Below are 17,852 nucleotides of genomic sequence, written 5' to 3' on the forward strand. Positions count from 1 at the left end.
GCCTGTGCTTGCCCGCGAAGGAGCCAGCACAGGCAAACTCGACCTTCAGGTGTGATTGATATCCCGATCCTTGGTCTCAGGCAGGAAGAAGATCCCCAGCACTGCCGTCATCAGGGCAATCACGACCGGGTACCACAAGCCGTAGTAGATATCTCCGGTCGCTGCCACCATGGCAAACGCCACGGTCGGCAGGAAGCCGCCGAACCAGCCATTACCGATGTGGTAAGGCAGCGACATTGAGGTGTAGCGGATACGCGCCGGGAACAGCTCCACCAGCCAGGCGGCAATCGGGCCGTAGACCATGGTCACGTAGATCACCAGAATGGTCAGCAGTAACAGCACCATCGGGTAGTGGATCTTCGCCGGGTCGGCCTTTTCTGGGTAGCCCGCCTCTTTCAACGCACCACTCAAGGCTGCGGTAAACGCTTCGCTCTGCACCTTGAAGTCCGCCGCAGCCAGGCTGCTGCCGTCAAAACTCGGCAGTACTCGCTCACCTATGCGGATCTGCGCCACGCTGCCGGGTTCAGCCGCTTCGTTGGTATAGGGAATGGCGCGCTTGGCCAGCAGGCTCTTGGCAATGTCGCAGGAGGTGGTGAATTTGGCCTTGCCCACCGGGTCGAACTGAAATGCGCACTGATCTGGGTCGGCCACCACCACTACCGGGTTCTGCTCCTGGGCAACGAACACATCCGGGTTGCCGTACTCGGTCAGGGCCTTGAAGATCGGGAAGTAGGTCAGCGCGGCGATGATGCAGCCGGCCATGATGATCTTCTTGCGGCCAATCCGGTCGGACAGGCTACCGAAAATGATGAAGAACGGCGTGCCGATCAGCAGCGAGCCGGCAATCAGCAGGTTGGCAGTCTGCGGATCGATCTTGAGCATCTGCAACAGGAAGAACAACGCGTAGAACTGCCCCGTGTACCACACCACGGCCTGGCCGGCGGTACCACCGAGCAGCGACATGATCACCACCTTGAGGTTGTCCCAGCGGGCAAACGACTCAGTCAGCGGGGCCTTGGATGCTTTGCCTTCGGCCTTCATCTTCATGAACACCGGCGACTCGTTGAGCTGCATGCGGATGTACACCGAAATCGCCAGCAACAGGATCGACAGCAGGAACGGCACCCTCCAGCCCCAGGCTTCGAACACTTCCGTCCCCATGGCCGTGCGGCATGCCATGATCACCAGCAAAGACAGAAACAGCCCCAACGTGGCAGTGGTCTGGATCCAGGCGGTGAAAAAGCCGCGTCGGCCCTTGGGTGCATGTTCAGCCACATACGTGGCCGCGCCGCCGTATTCGCCACCCAAGGCCAGGCCTTGCAGCAAACGCAAGGTAATCAGGATGATCGGCGCAGCCACGCCGATCGCACTGTAGCTTGGTAGCAGGCCCACCAGTGCCGTAGACAGGCCCATGATGACTATGGTGATTAGGAAGGTGTGCTTGCGCCCGATCATGTCGCCCAGGCGGCCGAACACGATGGCTCCGAACGGCCGTACGGCGAAGCCGGCAGCAAAGGCCAGCAAGGCAAAGATGAATGAGGTGGTTTCATTGACGCCTGCAAAGAAATGCCTGGCGATGATCGCGGCGAGTGAGCCATACAGGTAGAAGTCGTACCACTCGAATACCGTACCAAGGGACGAGGCGAAGATGACCTTGCGCTCCTCCTTGGTGATACCGCGTTGGGGCGCGCTGCTGCCCGTGGATGCGCTGTCGAGAACCGCCATGGGTTGCCTCCGTCATGTTGTCATGCAGGCCGGAGCACCCCACAACCACTTCACCGTCGCACCCAGGCCCTTGAGCTTGCTTTGTTTGCGCGAAGCACGACGAGGCGGGCCGCCTCGGATCGCAGCAAGGTAAATGAAGCATAATCGGGATTGCCTGAATATCCACCCGCCAGGCCCTGCACACGAAGGCGGCCTGGACGACACGGCAGCACCGAGTATTGGGCGATATCTGGTCCGCGATTCTGGCGAGGGCGGTTTCACCCGCCAGACGTTACCGGCCCCTTCAACTCGACCTGATTACCATCCGGGTCATAGCAGTACAGCGAAAGCCCCTCGCCTTCGGCACCATAACGCTTCTCGGCAGGCTCCACCTTTACCCCGGCGGCTTCCAGATAGGCCGTCAACGCGGCCTCGTCGAACGGCTCGATGCGCAGGCAGAAATGGTGCAGGTTGCGCCCCTCCACCCCCGGTGCAGCCCCACCTGGCTGCCCCAGCGGCCCGTCCAGGGTCACCAGGTCGATCATCGCCGCGCCCGTGGCCAAATGCACCATGCCCAGGTCTTCGCGCACGCGGCTGACCGTGCAGCCGAGCAGCTCGGTGTAAAAGGCAACACTGCGCGGCAGGTCGCGGACCCGCAACACAAGGTGGTCGATTTGCTTGATGGTGAACGGTCGCATGCCAGGCTCCTTGTGGCGTGTTTGCAAAAGCGTGCGCCACCATAGCGCAGGTTCACGCGGCGTGACCAGAATCAGCTATTCGTTCACCAAGCGTTGCAGTACACCCCCTTCATGGCGCGTCAGGATACGCAGCAGTTGGTCGACCAGCGCCCGGTCTGGCGCATCCAGGTGGAAGTGGTGCCCGCCTGGGTGCCAGGAGACTTTCGCGTGGCTGGGCAAGGCGGCCTGACGCCGGGTAAAGGCCTCGCCGGTGAACGCCCCCTGGCGGCCGAACAGCAGGTACAACGGGCAGCGGATCTGGCTGAGCAGGTCGCATGCTTCGCGCTCGGTCAGTGGCATGGGCTCGGGCAATACCAGGCGCGGGTCGTGGCGCCAGCAATAGCCATCGCCCAGCTGAAGCAGGTCGCGCAGCGCCAGCAGCCGAGCGGCATCTTCCGACAGTTCGGTGTCCAGACGCTCGCGGCGTTGTGCCAAAGCGGTGTCCAGGTCGTCGAAGCGACCGACATCGGGCTCGGCAAAACCCGGCAACTGGCTGCGCTGTACCATGCGCTTGAGCCGGTAGGCCCGCGCCAGGTGCTGCACGCGGTCATCCTCGGCCACCGTGAACGGTGCACCCATGCCGTCGAGGAAGGTCATGCTGGCAATGCCACTGGTCATGGCCGCCAGCAGCGACGCTATACCGGTGCCCATACCATGGGCCAGCACATGAAATTGCGCCAGGCCCAGGCTGTCGGTCACCGCCAACATGTCTTCGGCATGCTCCCACAGGTAATAGCCACTGTCGTGGCGACGATGGCCAGAACGGCCATGGCCGATCAGGTCGGGGGCCACCACGAAGCAGCCGTCCAGCATCGGTGCCAGGCGCTCGAACGAGGCAGCGTTATCTAGCCAGCCATGCAAGGCCAATATGGGAATACCGTCTTCTTGCCCCCAGGTGCGGACCGCTATTTCAATACCATCGAGGTCTAGCAGGTGGTCTTTCGGACTGCACAGCGAACGCATTGCAATTCTCCTTGGCTGAGGCCTGCACCATGACCTGTCCCACCCTCTCGCAGATCCTCCCTCGCTGCCAGCCCCTCACCGACCCGCACATGCGCAGGACCGACCGCTGCCAAACAACTATCTACCGCACACCGACGCCTTGATCAGCGTGGACTATCTCACTCCACAAAAGAGATGGTTACCATGACAACCCCGACACCGTTGCATCAAAGCCAGATAACCCGATCGTTACCGAAATGGAGCAAGGCGCTCCAACCCACGCATACACGCAAAGTGGTGCAGAGCCTGTACAAGGAGTATCTCGATGAAGATGGCAGCCCTTACGCGTGGTATGCCACTGCCGATGAGCCAACGCGCGAGCAGTTGCACAACGCGTTGCAAACCCGTAACAAACGGCTGGCGCAAGTCAAGCAGGCGCTGGGCGAGTTCAAGGACATCATTGCGTTCTGCGGCCCTCTGCTGACCGAGCGGTTGGGGGTGAATGTGCCCGTAGACAGGGCGCAGTATGTGTTCCAGCCCTTTGAGTCAGAGGCCAACATCTGGGTCGGCGTTCCCGATGTGGAAACACCTTTGGTCCCGGACGTGGATGCGGATGTGCTGGCTACTCGCCCGGCAGGCCAGCCGCAAACACGCAGCTTGCTGGAGGCTGCCCTGCACAACTTCGAGGGGCTGGACGAAGTCGGCCCCTACAGCAGGCTCACCAACGCCGCAGGCAGCGACACCCCCCTGGCAGGCCTGACGATGGCGGACTTCGTCAGGCATTGTCGGGCGCTGGACCTTGGCAAACGCTATCAAGACCATCTGCTTGCAACCCATGAAGGCGCCAATCGCGCTGAGATCCAGCGCCTGTCGATTGCAGCGAACCGTGAGACGTTGAGGGTCCAGGCATTGATCGCCAAGCTCAAAGGCCTGCTGAGCAAGGCCGGGCTCGATGCGCTTGCGCAACTGTGCGACGGCAGCCCTCACCCCACCTATGACAACGAGGCGTTGCATTGCTGGAACTTCAACCTCTTCGATGTCCCCGTCCACGAAGTACTGTTCATTGGGCCAGACAACCCTTACCGCCAGAACCCCTGCATCGTGTATATCCCTGGCGACAGAGAGCACCCGATAAGGGAGTTCGCTTCTCGTCAGGAAGCGGGCAAGCACCTGCGCAGTCGGCTATTGCAAAGCGAGTTTCGTCGAGCCTTGGTGCATTTCGCCTACAAGGACAGGCAAAAAGAACTCGCCGGAAAGCTGGAAATCGCGCTGTTCGAAGAGAATGAAGCGGGCATACGCAAACCCCGAATCATGCCAGTGATCCCTTTCACGCTCTCGCCAATCAGAATCGACCCTTGGGCGACCTTGTACAACGCACACCTTGCGCGCATGAAGGCCGACGCAAAAACCATTGCAGTCCCTACCGCCGAAGTCGACGCCAACGCCCGCCACGAGCGCCTGAAGTACTGGTTCGACCTGGGTATGAACGTGCTGAATGTCGCCGCGTTCTTCGTGCCGGGGCTGAACACGGTCATGCTAGGCGTTTTTGCTTACGACCTGATGAGCTCGGTTTTCACCGGGTTCGAGGCCTGGGAAGAAGGAGATACCCGTCAGGCACTGGCACAGCTGGAATCGTTGGCCATCAACGCGGGGGTGATTGCCGGCTTTGCAGCGGGCGCCAGGGTTGTCCAGGCCTCTGGCTTTGTAGATGCTTTGAAGAGTGTGTGGCATGAAGACAAGGAAGTGCTTTGGCACCCCGACATGAAACCCTATGCGAGCACGGTGGCTATTCCTGAGGGGGCTCAACCCGATTTGCTCGGCCATGTGCACGTCGACGGGAAGACCTACCTGAAGCTGGATGGGACCCTGTACGAGGTGTTTCAGGACGCTGATCAGCAGTGGCGCGTGCGCCACCCAGAGGATGCGCAGGCCTATGCCCCACGTTTGCTGCATCATGGTGATGCCCGCTGGCAACTGGCCCATGAACAGCCTCTGGAATGGGACCGCGAACAGCTCGCGCGCCGCCTCGGCAGCCATGGCGCAGGCCTGGACGACAGCGAACTGGACCATGCCATGCGCAGTACCGGTACCGATCCAGACGTACTGCGACGCGCCCAGGCAGCGGGCCTGCGTCCACCCGCCTTGTTGCTCGACACGCTGCAGCGGTTGCAACTGGACAATCAGACACAACAAATCATCAACTGTGTACGCCATGGGTTGCCGCTAGCTGCGTACAAGAACTTTGCCTTGCCCGAGTTGCTGCGCCTGCCGGGGTGGCCCGAGGGGAAGGTGCTGAAGGTTTACCAAGGGCCAGAGCCCTGGGGCGAATCGGTGCGCTACGGCCCTCCTGACACGCTGGGCCAAGTAGAAATCGAGGTTACCCGAACCGATCTGGACAATGGCCAGTTGAGCCAGACCGTGCTGGATCAGATGGATGAAGACGCCATTGAGCAGTTGCTCGGTGACACACCAACCGAGCACCGAGCGTCCGCACTGAACAACAAGCTCGCGCAACACCTGGAACAGCATCGCAAGGCGCTGTTCGAGAGCCTGCACCAAAGACGCCGTCCCACACGCCCGCCAATCGCACAAACCCTCGCCCGGCAGTTTCCCGGGCTACCGGACAGCGCGCTTGAAGAATTGCTTGCCAACATCAGCAACGCTGAACGGGAACGCCTGACCAACGGACGGGTGCCGCTGCGCATTGCCGAGGAAGCACGCCTTCTGCAAGCTCGAGCGCGGCTTGACCGCGCCCTCCTCGGCCTGTTCAGGCCCAGCCTGGCCAACGACGACAGCCTACGCATCAAACAGGCGCTGCAAGCCACGCACCCGCAGGCTGACCCGGCCCGGTTGCTGCAACTTGCCCTTGACGATCGCCAGCACTGCGCCTCACTGATCGGCCAACAACCCATCAACCCCAGGTTCCGCTCCCCTTTGCGGTTGGCCAACGGCCAGCTGGGCTATCCCCTGAGCGGCCGTGGCCTGCAAGGACGAGCCTTGCCGGCTGCACGTCGACTCCGGGCGCTCTACCCCGAACTCAGCAGAGAGCAAATCAGTGGGCTGCAAGCCGAACTGGCTCGAGGAGGCGACCTGGGTAGCGCGATCAACCAGCTGGAAGTCGAGCAGCGTACCCTCAACCGGGATCTCAACCGCTGGGTAAGCACCGCCCGCACCCTTGAAGAGCGCTTTGATCGCCAGCAATGCACCGAGCGACTGATGAGTGCTTCGCGCCGTGAAGGCGGCGTGCAAGCCGAAACACTGGTTCTGGACCGAATGCAACTCGAAGCGCTACCCGCTTTCACTGCACGCATGCCGCATATCCGCAATCTCAGGCTCGAGGGGCTGCAGATGCGGCACCTGGAGGGCAGCTTCCTGGCAAACTTCCCTAACCTGGAAACCCTGGAAATCGTCGGCAACCCGGACATCGATGCCGAAACATTGTTCGAGGCGCTCAGGTCAGCACCGCGGCTGCGCGAGCTGGGCCTGACTGACAATGGCTTGACCACCCTTTCACCCACCGCCCAACAGGCCATCGGGGCAATGCCCGGCCTGCGGCTACTGTGGCTCAGCCGCAACCGGCTGCAACTCGACACCAACAGTTTAGGCTTCCTGACGCGCTTGCCCCTGGACGCCCTCGGCCTGGGCCACAATCAAATCACCCTCGACGAAAGCCTTGCCGCCCAGTTTCAGGACATGATCCACCCCACTGTACTGCACCTGTCAGGCAACCCACTGCGACTGGCGCCCGACCTGCGCTTCATGGCGCGTCTTGTCCACCTGGAACTTGAGCGTTGCGAACTGCAGCAATGGCCCGACAGCCTGACAGTCCTGATGAGCCAGCCCCAGTACCAACTGCGCTATCTGAACCTTTCGTCCAACCGCATTCGTACCCTGCCAGACTTGCCTGGCGTGCTGCGTACCCCTTTTGCCCGCGATGTCGCCGCGCACTTGCCGGAGCGCCGCTGGCTGTTCAACTACAACACCCTGGAAGCCCAGACTCGTGCACGCCTGGGCAGCAGCGGCGTCAACGTATTCGAGCACGCAGAAGACGTGCCACTGTGGCAAGGCATTTTCCGTGGCGAGGCGAGCAGTGCCGAGGAGCAACTGTGGAGCGACCTGTTCGACCAAGGTGAAAACGCAGCGCTGCTGGGGGTACTCGAACGCCTTGCCCAATCGGCCGAAGCGCAGCGTGATGGCGAGGCCCTGAGGGCACGCGTCTGGAAGCTGTTGGATGACGCGGCCCACGACACGGCCCTGCGTGAACGCCTCGCCACCGTGGCCGGCGACTTCCCGCCAACCTGTGGTGACGCAGGTGCCGACGCGTTCAGTGCCCTGGAGATAGAAGTGCTGGCCCACGAAGCAGCAGCCGCCGCCGGTAGTCGACCGGCTGATCTACTGAGCCTGTATGGCAAGTTGTATCGACGCAGTCAGGTCAATCAACTGGCCGACCGCATCAGCTGGAGAAGGTCCTTGCGCAAACAGGCACTGCTCGATGGGGTCTTCGATGAAAACCTCCCCGCTTACGATGAGCTCGACGATCCCTCAGCCTTTCCAGACAGCGAACTTCAGACGGGGCTGGTGGACGATATCGAGGTACGCCTGGCCTTGCGCCAGTCCTTGGCCAGCGCGCTGGACTATCCTGAGCCGAGCCGAGGCATGCTGTACCGCCATACGGCCAGAATCAACGATACAGTCATCGAAAGGGTGCAAGCTGCGGTCCTTTCCCTGGACAGGGATGCCACCGCCCGGGAGCAATGGTTGAACCAGCAGCCGGGCTGGGCCGAGTACTTGAAACGAGAGCATGCGGCACAGTTCAGCCTGATCACCGACTTTTGGCGGCCGGGCCTTGATTATCTCTATTACTGCCTGGATGAAACCGCCGACCCGGTCACGTCCCTGGACAGCTCTGTGCTCCGAGCCTTGGCCACGGTCATGCCTGAAAGCCCTGTGGATGCTCAAGGCGTTCTGCGTCGCGTCGTGATCAACGAGCAGCAGTATCGCCAGGGCGTGGACGCGCTGACTGCCGAGCAGCAGCAGGTTGAAACGGGTCTGCTGACCAGTCTCACCCGCCAGACGCAAACAATCGGCCGCTAAACCCCACTCACTGCCCGCGCAGGTCTTCGAAGAAGGCCTGCTTGCCATCCACCTGGCTGGACGCCCTTGGAGCCGCTGCGGCGTCACCGCTGGCGGCCTCCACATGCCAATAGCAGTGCCGCACTGCGCGGGTCACCGCCACGTAGGCCAAGCGCTGCACTTCGTCCTTCTGTGCCGAATCGAACGGTTGGGTATCACCTGCCTTGCCCAGCCCGGCCTGGCGGTATACCTGGTTCTTGTAGGGTGAGCTGGTCAGGTACTGGCAGTCACCCAGCATGAACACCGCATCGGCCTGCAAACCCTTGGCACTGTGATAGGTCAGCTGACGCAGCCGGCGCTGGTCGGCCGGCAGCGCCGCGTCGGCGTGCAACACGCTTTGCAGATGCTCGTTCATCAAGGCCCTGTCGCTGCCCTTGCGGTAGAGCATCATGACCGTCTCTCCCCGCTGGTAGTGCTCGACAAGCGTTTCGCCCAATGCAGCCTCGTCACGGTCGAACACCTTGACCGGCGAGCTGGGCAACTCGGCCGCCGGGCCACTGGCGCGCGCTTTCTTGCCGGCAATCGCCGGGGTGCCCTTGACCAGGTGTTCGGCCGCGTCGATCACCTGCTGCTGGCATCGGTAGTTGTCGACCAGCATCACCCGCGTGTTGGCCGGCGACGGGAATGCCTTGGTGAACTCCATGAAATACTTGGGCGAGCTGCCACGCCAGCCGTAGATCGATTGCCAGTCGTCCCCCACGCACAGCAACGACGAATGCTGGGCATGGCGCCCGGTGTGCATGGCCGGGCCGCGGCGCCGTATTTCAGCGAGGCTGGCACGCAACCAGCTGACGATCTGCGGCGACACGTCCTGGAACTCGTCGATCATCAGGTGCGCCAGCGGCCGCAGCAACGGATCGGGCAGCAGGTGCAGGTTTTCCGGGTTGTTCTCGCCAAACAGGGCGAACATGCGGTTGTAGCTCATCACCGGTGGCGACTGGTCCAGCAGGTGCGCTTCCAGGGCTTTCCAGTAAAGTGCCAGGGCCTCGAAGAACAGTGCATCGCTATCGCCAGACGGGAAGCTCATCGCCGCCACCGCTTTGTTCACCTCCAACCCAAGGTTTTCGATGAAATTGGCCGCACTGACGAACGCATCCAGCAGCGGCGCCGGGGCCAGTTCACCCTTGACCTTGTACTCAAAGCCAGGGCCGGCCACAGCATCGCCCGCCAACGATGCCGCCAGGCGCCTGGCCATGGCGTAGTTGTCGAGCCAGATCAGCGGCCTGTCGCAGAACGCCTGCAGCAGCGTGCGCTTGACCGCCCACTCGGCACGCACCGTCAGCTTGGCGCCGGGGCGCTGGTACTGCGCACTTTGTGCGGGATCGAAACCCAGCACCACCAAAGGCCCCTGGCCTTCCAGGCGGCCATGCACATAAAAGCGGCTGCCACGGATGTCGACCGTTTCGCGGCTGGGCTCGATGCCCTTGATCGGCCAGACGCCAGCGGCGAACCACAGGTCCTCGATCACGTCGCACAGTTCTTCGTCGCGCTGGGCCGCCAATTGGGTCACCTGTGCGCGCTTCTGCACATCGGGGTTGTTCGGGTCCAGCGGCTTCAGTTGCAAGGCTTCGCTGCGCAACTGGCTGACCAGTTCGGCAAAACGCGGGCTCTCGCCCAGCAAGCTGCTGTAGCACTGGTTCAGTTGCTGGCGCTGGGCATCGTTCAGGCGCAGGTCGAACGGGTTGCTGTCGGCCTCGGCCTCACGCCCGGCAGGCATCTCGTGGCCCAGTGTTTCAAATGCACGCACCTGGCCGAAGCCCGGCAGGCTGCGCACCAGCGGCAGGATGCGCGAATGGAACGTGCGCACCAGCTCGCGGGCCTGCACAGGCTGCAGGTTGATCTGCCACAGGGCGAACACCTGCAACAGCCGCTTGATGAAGTCTTTGCGCGATTCGCGGGTGAAGGTGACCACGGTCATCGCATCCAGCTCGTAACCCAGGTAATGACGCAGCAGCAGGATGCGCAGCACCAGCGAAGTGGACTTGCCTGCCCCGGCGCCGGCCACCACGCAGGTAGACGGGGTGTCACTGAAGATCAGCTTCCATTGCGCGGGGCTGGGCTGGGCTTCGGCAGGCAGGCGCTGGGCGACATCGGCCTTGAAGCGCTTTTTCAACTCGGCCGTCAACGGCAGGCGCCAGTCGTCGAACAAGTTGTCATCCTGGCCTGGCACGGCGGCGCTGTCGGGGCGCGTATCGCGGATCACCAGCACCTGACGCCCAGCCTCATAGCCCTCCACCCGACCACGCTCGAACCCTTCACGCACGCCATCGGCATGGCCAGTGCGCTGGCCTGTGGCGTGGCCGAGGAACCACGAGTCGCGGTGCTGGGCTTGCAGGCGGGTCAGGCCACGGCCCAGCAGACGGGCGGCCAGCCGGCGAAACCAGGGCAACTGGGCAGGAGGGGTAAGGTCGGCGGGGGCCAGGGGTTGCTCGTGGGCCACGGTCACTCCGTTGAAAATCAAAACAGCAGGCATGTTCGCCGCATCGACGAAAAATCGCCAGCGAATGCTTGCAGATCAGTGGATTAGGCGATGAAGCGAATAAAGCGCAGCAGGAAAAAACATCTACCAAATAGATTATTTTAAGCCGATATTTACGCTTATTTTCGATGTTTCTTTAGCGCATCATGGCGCCATTCCACTGATTCAAGGAGCACGACCATGCTGCAACTGCGACCCTTCGAAAGCCTCGGCCACGCTAACCATGGCTGGCTCGACGCCCACCACCATTTCTCGTTTGCCGAGTACTACGACCCGGCACGCATGCACTGGGGTAACCTGCGGGTTTGGAACGACGACCTGATCGCGGCCGGCAGCGGCTTCCCGCCGCACCCGCACCGCGACATGGAAATCATCACTTATGTGCGTGAAGGCGCGATCAGCCACCAGGACAGCCTGGGCAACAAGGGCCGCACCGAAGCCGGTGATGTTCAGGTAATGAGCGCCGGTACCGGCATCGTGCACAGCGAGTACAACCTGGAGGACATCGACACACGTATTTTCCAGATCTGGATTGTGCCGGAGCGCACCGGTGAAGCACCGCAGTGGGGTAGCCGGCCGTTTCCCAAAGGCGAGCGCGGCGAAGGCTTCGTGACCCTGGCCAGCGGCCGCACCGGTGACGAGGACAGCCTGCAGATCCGTACCGATGCCCGCCTGGTGGCTGCCACCCTGCAGGCAGGTGAAACCGCCGAGTACCGCTTCGATGCCGCACGCCGGGGTTACCTGGTGCCGGCCAAGGGGCTGGTGGAAGTCAACGGGCTGCGGGCCAAGGCGCGCGATGGCGTGGCGATCGAGCAGGAAGCGGTGCTGCGGGTGACCGCCATCGAGGACAGCGAGATCGTGCTCGTGGACGTGGCCTGAACATCCGGCCAGGGATAATCCATATCGCAGTGCAAGGCTGCCCCCATAGACCAACCCGGTTTAGCAGGGTTTTGTGGGGGCTGGCTTGCGGCCCTGGACCGCCCCGGCTATCGCAAGGTAGCCATCAAACATTGGCGCCATCAGCCAGCCTGCACTAGCGTTGTGCTACCAGCCAGCCCAACGTTCCTGCGGAGCACTCGATCATCATGCCGGACCTGCGCCCGAATCCAACGCTGTGCCTGGAGTACCGTGCCGAACAACCCATTCACCACGCCTTCATCAAGCAGGCCGACCGCTGCCCGGCGGCCATTGCCATCATTGGCCAGCACACAATCTGCAGCTATTCCCAACTGGAGCAGATCAGCGCGGGCATTGCCGCGTTTCTGGTTAAAAACGCCGCCAGCGGTACCGATCGTGTAGTCATCGTCACCCACCGCAGCGCCGCCCTGGTGTACGCCATGCTCGGCTGCCTGCGTGCCGGCCTGGCCTTCACTGTGGCTGACGCCGCTTACCCTGCCGCGCGTATCGAGCAAATCGTCAGCACCCTGAAGCCTGCGGTGGTCCTGCGCTGTGCCGAGGCAACCGTCGACGTCGGCCAACCCATGGTCGTCACGGTGCCTGAAGCCCCCGCTGAAGCGCTGCTGGCCTTCCCTCGCCAACCTGTCGCGCTGCCTGCTGTCAGCCCTGAGCAGGCGGCCTACATCACCTTCACCTCGGGCAGCACCGGTGAACCCAAGGGCATCGTTACCCACCACGCACCGCTGGTGCACTTCATCGACTGGCATGTGCGCCAGCACGGCTTTACCCAGGCCGACACCTTCTCGCTGCTTTCTGGCCTGGGCCACGACCCGGTATACCGGGACGTGTTCACGCCACTGTCGCTTGGCGCGACCATTGCCTGCCCGGCGCAGTCGACCCTGACCGACCCCTCACGGCTAGCCAGCTGGCTTCACCAGCACGGTGTGAGCGTGATCCATCTCACCCCGCCGCTGGGCAAGCTGATCGAAACTGGCGCACACCTGAACGGCCAGGTTCTCGACCACCTGCGCTACCTGTTCTGGGGTGGCGATGCACTCAGCCCGACGCAGTACCAGCAGGTCCGCGCCATCGCACCGAATGCCATCAATGTGAACTTCTACGGCACCACCGAAACCCCACAGGCCATGGCTTTCCACACCCTCGACCCGGAAATGGATAATGCCCGGGTGCCCCTGGGCAAAGGCATTGCCGATGCACAATTGCTGGTGATAAACCCAGACAACCAGCTGGTCAGCGAGGGCGAGACAGGCGAAATCCTGATCCGCAGCCCCTATCTGTCACGGGGTTACTGGGGCGACCCAGGGCTGACCGAAGCCAAATTCATCGCCAACCCGTTCACCGCTGACGCGGCCGACCGCTGTTATCGCACGGGCGATCTAGGCACCTACCTGGCCGATGGCAGCGCCAGTTTTCTGGGGCGCGCTGACAGCCAGGTGAAGATCCGTGGGCATCGCATCGAGCTGGCGGAAATCGAGAACGCCATCTGCCGTCACCCGCACATAGGGCAATGCGTGGTCCTGGCCAACCACGACAGTGCATCGACCCGGCTGGTTGCCTATTGCGTCGCACAGCAGCCCACCCGAGCTGACGAACTGCGCCAGACGCTCGCCGGCCAGCTGCCTGACTACATGGTACCGGCGCTGTTCGTGTTCCTTGATACCCTGCCGCTCACCCCCAACGGCAAGGTCGACAAACGCGCGCTGCCTGCTGCATTTGACGACAGTATCAACCTACCCTTGTCACCCCTGGCCGAAAAGCTGAGTACAGCCTGGGCACGCATCCTCCAGGTGCCGCGCCTGGACGCCAGGTTGAGCTTTGTCGAGCTGGGCGGCGACTCGCTGTCGTTTGTGCAGGCCTCGCGCGTGCTCGAGGCGCTCATCGGCCACCTGCCTGAACGTTGGGAAACCCTGCCGGTGTGCCAGCTGGCCGAGCTGAGTACGCCGCCCAAGGGCACGTGGCGGGTAATGGAAATGCCGGTGTTCATACGCATGCTCGCCATCATCCTGATTGTGGTCGGCCACCTGGGCGAGTTCGACCACTGGATGATCGTCGGCGAAACCTCGGTGCTGTTCCTGGTCTCTGGCATCGCCCTGGCGCGCTTTCAGCTCAAGGCCATCGAAACGCGCGGTGATGCACGCACGCTGCTCACGTCACTGGCAGCCATCGTGGTGCCAACACTGCTGTACACCGCATTGATCCAGCTGGTATTCGACCGCCTGCACTGGCAATCGCTGCTGCTGGTTTCCAACTGGTTCCCCGCCAGCGAGGTCAGCCTGTTCAACTATTGGTACATCGAAGTGTTGGTGCAGATGATCGTGATCATTAGCCTGGTGCTGTCGATCAGGCGCGTGCGCCAGGTGCTGCTTGCCGACCCGTTTCGCTGGCTGATCATCGCTGCCTGTGCACTGGTGGCGCTGGATGTGTTCCTCAACCAGTTCGTATTCGATGCCAGTGCCCTGCTCAACCGGGTTCCTCAGCACTTCCTGGCGGTGATGGTGCTGGGCATGGCCGTGCACCATGCCGATACGGCCTCACGCAAATGGGTGGCCAGTGTGGTGGCCGTGCTGGTGGTGGGTGAGCTGGACCTGATGGCGGTTGCCCATGTTGGCTGGCAAGCCTTGACACACTATGTCGACATCGCCCTGCCAGCGATACTGGCGCTTGTCTGGTTCCGCTCGGTGCCAGTGCCCGCCCTGGTTGCACGGGCAGGTACGGTGATCGCTTCGTCAACCTTGTATATTTACTTGACGCATTTCCAATTCGAATCGGTAGCGGAGCATGTTTTCAGGCACCCGCTGTTCGAGGTGGCCCTGGCACTCGCTGGTGGTGTACTGGTGAGCTATTGCTGGAACACCCTGTTGCGTCTGCTGTTTACCCGCAGGCGCAAGCAGCACCAGGCGCCGGAAGCCGATCCAGCTGAACGCGTCACCTCTGCCTGAGCGAAGATGAGCCGCCACCCCATGCGCTACTCTTGTCAGGCCAGTTCGGCCAGCACCTCGGCCGAGGTGGTGACCTGCCGGAAGTGGTGCTTCCACAGGTCGGTACCCAACTTGCCCGAGCGGTCCAGCGATGACCCTATTGTCATGTCTGTCACCAGCGTGGGCATCAGCCCTGCGTCGAACAGGGCAAAGCCTGCGGCCAGCACGCAGGTTTCGGTCTGCAACCCGCACACCAGCACCCGCTCTACACCCAGTTGCCGGATGTAGTCGATAGCTTCGGCACTTTGCCCATAGCCATGCTTGACGAACACCTGGTCGGCCTCGACCAGGCTCTCGTCCTCGGCCGCCGGGTGCCAGCCAAGCTGGCGCTCGAACGGCGTGATCTGTTCATCGTGCAACTCGACCGAGGCTATGGTGGGAATGTTCGCTGACAACCGGCGCAAACCATCGACCAGCCACTCGGGCGGGCTGAAGGTGGACTGAACATCGACGATGAGCAAAACCTGGCGCATAGCGTACTCCGGCCATCATGCAAAATGGCGCGGAGTATAACGCGTGGCACCGGGCCTTGATCACCCATCGTTGCTCCCCCCACCGACAAGGCCGGCGCAAGTTGGGCAAATACCTTGGCGAGCAGCACAAGGCAGCTTCTGCAAGCACTGGACTGTGACGACAATCGGCGCCCTGGCCCTGCAGGCTGCCGTAGCTGCGACGTATTCCTTCAGGCTATGATCGGTCACCCTGCCGCGGACCCCCTGAACCATGCCCGTAGACCTGCAAGCGTTGTACCCCAGGCTGATCCACCTGATGCTGGACACGGTATTCGTGGTCGACAGGGACAACCAGATCGTGTTCGTCAGTGATGCCTGCAAGACGCTGCTGGGCTATGAAGCCTGCGAACTGATCGGCACACCGATCACCCGCTACATGCACCCTGACGACCTCCCGGCTACGCGCGCCTCGATCATGCGGGTGATGAACGGCCAGCCGCACTACGACTTTAGCAACCGTTACCTTCGCAAGGATGGCAGCGTGGTGCACATACTGTGGGCGGCCTGCTGGTCCGACGAGGCCCAGGCGCGTATCGGCGTGGCACGGGACGTTACCGCCCTGCGCGAGGCCGAAGACGAACTGCGCTTCCTCGCCCATCATGACCCACTGACCCGGCTGGCCAACCGCGCCATGTTCAATGAGCGGCTGGACACCGCCCTGGCCGCGGCCCGGCGTCACAACCGCAGGCTGGCCTTGCTGTTCCTCGATATCAATGACTTCAAGCAGATCAACGACAACCACGGCCACAGCGTGGGTGACCGGGTACTGTGCACACTGGCCCGACGCCTGGAAAGCTGCGTGGGGGCGGCTGGCACGGTAGCGCGGATGGGCGGTGACGAATTCACCGTGCTGTTACCCGATTGCCCGTCGCCGGAGGCCATTGCCACGCACGTACAGCACATTCTCGCGGTCATGGCCAAACCGCTCGACGCCGAATTTTCCGGCATCGAGGCACCTTCCTGCAGTATTGGCGTGGCCTGCTTTCCCGAAGACGGCAACGATGCCGACATGCTACTGCGCCATGCTGACGGGCACATGTACCGAATCAAGCGCCAACGCGCTGCGACGGGCTGAAGGCAAGGGCACACCGCATGGCTGAACACCTGCAAGCAACTGCCGGGCAAACACCCGCCTCTGTCGGCCTGGGCCAGGCATTGCTGTTCTGGCTGAAGCTGGGTTTCGTCAGTTTCGGTGGCCCGGCCGGGCAGATTGCGATCATGCACCAGGAGCTGGTGGAGCGGCGCCGCTGGATCAGTGAGCGGCGTTTTCTGCATGCCCTCAACTACTGCATGTTGCTGCCCGGGCCGGAGGCCCAGCAACTGGCCACCTACATCGGCTGGCTGACGCACCGTACCTGGGGCGGGGTGATTGCCGGCGCTCTGTTCGTGCTCCCGTCGCTGTTCATTCTGATCGGCCTGTCGTGGGTGTACCTGACCTGGAGCGAAGTACCGGTGGTAGCCGGGATTTTCGAAGGGATCAAGCCGGCCGTGACCGCCATCGTCGTGCATGCCGCCCACCGCATTGGCACGCGGGCGCTAAAGAATGGCTGGTTATGGGCCATTGCCGCGGCCTCGTTCGTGGCCATTTTCGCGCTCGACGTCCCCTTTCCGCTGATCGTGCTGGCGGCCGCACTGCTGGGGTATGTCGGTGGCCGGGTGCTGCCGGCACAGTTCGCGCCAGGTGGTGGCCACAGCGCAGCCAGGGCCCGCCAGCGCCCGGCGCTGATCGACGACGAGACCCCGATACCCTCGCACGCCCGCTTCAGCTGGGGCCGTCTGGTGACCTTGCTGCTGGCAGTGGCGGCGCTTTGGCTTCTGCCCATGGGCCTGCTGACGGCGGCCTTTGGCTGGCAAGGCACACTGACGCAAATGGGCTGGTTCTTCACCAAGGCGGCGCTGCTGACCTTCGGAGGTGCCTATGCAGTGCTGCCCTATGTCTATCAAGGGGCTGTCAGCCACTATGGCTGGCTGTCGCCCACGCAGATGATCGATGGCCTGGCGCTGGGCGAGACCACGCCCGGGCCGCTGATCATGGTGGTGGCCTTCGTCGGTTTCGTCGGTGGCTACCTGCAGCCGATGTTCGGCGCCAACCAGGCGTTCCTCGCGGGCGCTGTGGCGGCGGGCCTGGTGACCTGGTTCACCTTCCTGCCCTCGTTCCTGTTCATCCTCGCCGGAGGGCCGCTGGTGGAGTCGACCCACAACGAACTGAAATTCACCGCCCCGTTGACCGCGATAACTGCGGCTGTAGTGGGGGTAATCCTCAACCTTGCGCTGTTCTTCGGCTACCACGTGCTGTGGCCGGCCGGGTTCGATGGCGCGTTCCACTGGTCCTCGGCTGCGATAGCGCTCGCGGCGGCTGTGGCACTGTTCCGTTACAAGCGCGGGGTGATACACGTGTTGATCGGCTGCGCCGTTGCCGGGCTCGCCCTTCACCTTTTCCGCTGATGGA

At 62.7% G+C, this 17,852-nt stretch carries 10 protein-coding genes; 5 read left to right on the forward strand and 5 right to left on the reverse strand.

Going from position 1 to position 17,852, the window contains the following annotated elements:
* Positions 1–45: 45 nt before the first annotated feature.
* The 3 genes from GST84_15965 to GST84_15975 all read right to left on the reverse strand — a co-directional run bounded on the left by GST84_15965 (position 46) and on the right by GST84_15975 (position 3,404).
* Positions 46–1,725 (reverse strand): MFS transporter, encoded by a 1,680-nt coding sequence (locus GST84_15965; GenBank protein ID XGB13748.1) that lies wholly within the window; start codon positions 1,723–1,725, stop codon positions 46–48.
* A gap of 257 nt (positions 1,726–1,982) precedes the next feature.
* Entirely contained in the window at positions 1,983–2,402 is a 420-nt protein-coding gene (locus tag GST84_15970; protein ID XGB13749.1) for a VOC family protein, read from the reverse strand.
* Between the two features lie 75 nt (positions 2,403–2,477).
* Complete coding sequence (locus tag GST84_15975; GenBank protein ID XGB13750.1) at positions 2,478–3,404, reverse strand: alpha/beta fold hydrolase; 927 nt, start codon at positions 3,402–3,404, stop codon at positions 2,478–2,480.
* 273 nt (positions 3,405–3,677) lie between these two features.
* Here GST84_15975 and GST84_15980 point away from each other — a divergent pair, with 273 nt between their 5' ends.
* Positions 3,678–8,477: a hypothetical protein gene (locus tag GST84_15980; protein XGB15785.1), complete on the forward strand. Its 4,800-nt coding sequence runs from the start codon at positions 3,678–3,680 to the stop codon at positions 8,475–8,477.
* Between the two features lie 7 nt (positions 8,478–8,484).
* On the opposite strand, the gene GST84_15985 is transcribed toward GST84_15980, so the two are convergent.
* Positions 8,485–10,989, reverse strand: a complete 2,505-nt coding sequence (locus tag GST84_15985) for a UvrD-helicase domain-containing protein (GenBank protein XGB13751.1) — start codon at positions 10,987–10,989, stop codon at positions 8,485–8,487.
* A gap of 186 nt (positions 10,990–11,175) precedes the next feature.
* Here GST84_15985 and GST84_15990 point away from each other — a divergent pair, with 186 nt between their 5' ends.
* Together GST84_15990 and GST84_15995 are read left to right on the forward strand one after the other, a co-directional pair.
* Positions 11,176–11,874 carry a hypothetical protein gene (locus GST84_15990; protein XGB13752.1) on the forward strand — a complete coding sequence of 233 codons (699 nt, stop codon included), beginning with the start codon at positions 11,176–11,178 and terminating at the stop codon, positions 11,872–11,874.
* A 206-nt stretch (positions 11,875–12,080) separates the two neighbouring features.
* Positions 12,081–14,852: an amino acid adenylation domain-containing protein gene (locus GST84_15995; protein XGB13753.1), complete on the forward strand. Its 2,772-nt coding sequence runs from the start codon at positions 12,081–12,083 to the stop codon at positions 14,850–14,852.
* 35 nt (positions 14,853–14,887) lie between these two features.
* Here GST84_15995 and GST84_16000 read toward each other — a convergent pair whose 3' ends face one another.
* Positions 14,888–15,364 carry an isochorismatase family protein gene (locus GST84_16000; protein XGB13754.1) on the reverse strand — a complete coding sequence of 159 codons (477 nt, stop codon included), beginning with the start codon at positions 15,362–15,364 and terminating at the stop codon, positions 14,888–14,890.
* A 250-nt stretch (positions 15,365–15,614) separates the two neighbouring features.
* On the opposite strand from GST84_16000, the gene GST84_16005 reads away from it, so the two are divergent.
* On the forward strand, positions 15,615–16,478 hold the full coding sequence (locus GST84_16005) for a diguanylate cyclase (GenBank protein ID XGB13755.1): 864 nt from the start codon (positions 15,615–15,617) through the stop codon (positions 16,476–16,478).
* A 17-nt stretch (positions 16,479–16,495) separates the two neighbouring features.
* On the forward strand, positions 16,496–17,848 hold the full coding sequence (chrA, locus tag GST84_16010; protein ID XGB13756.1) for a chromate efflux transporter: 1,353 nt from the start codon (positions 16,496–16,498) through the stop codon (positions 17,846–17,848).
* The last annotated feature ends 4 nt before the right edge of the window (positions 17,849–17,852 follow it).

It is taken from the genome of Pseudomonas putida (assembly GCA_041879295.1).
Classification (GTDB): domain Bacteria; phylum Pseudomonadota; class Gammaproteobacteria; order Pseudomonadales; family Pseudomonadaceae; genus Aquipseudomonas; species Aquipseudomonas putida_Y.